Source organism: Mesorhizobium sp. M1D.F.Ca.ET.231.01.1.1 (assembly GCF_003999155.2).
In the GTDB taxonomy this organism is placed as follows: domain Bacteria; phylum Pseudomonadota; class Alphaproteobacteria; order Rhizobiales; family Rhizobiaceae; genus Mesorhizobium.
This window is the reverse complement of the sequence record NZ_RZOZ02000173.1, coordinates 1-323: the sequence shown is the minus strand read 5'-3', so window position 1 is coordinate 323 and position 323 is coordinate 1. Positions and strand designations below refer to the sequence as shown.

The following is a 323-nucleotide window of genomic DNA, read 5'->3' as shown; positions in this document are numbered from 1 at the left end:
GCCCGCCTACTACGCCAGGCCGTCTGCGCCAACCAACCTGACACATCATGAAGCGCTGGACATCAACGTGCCCATTTCGTGCGGGGATGCGCCGATCTTCCCAGGCGATGTCCTCGTCGGGGACAAGGACGGCGGGATGGTGGTCCCGGCTCACCTCGCCGACGAGATTGCGGAGGAATGCACCGGAATGGAATGCTTCGAGGACTTCGTCCTGGAGGAGGTTCGTGGCGGCGCGTCGATCATCGGGCTCTATCCGTGTACGAAACCGGAAAACCAGGAAAAATATGAGGCCTGGCGCAAAAAGGCAGGACGCTAGACCCAAA

The 323-nt window shown here is 60.7% G+C and carries 1 pseudogene; it reads left to right on the top strand.

The annotated features are described in order from the left end of the window. A pseudogene (locus tag EN874_RS32820) lies at positions 1–316 on the top strand (ribonuclease activity regulator RraA); the annotation flags it as partial. Positions 317–323: the final 7 nt, after the last annotated feature.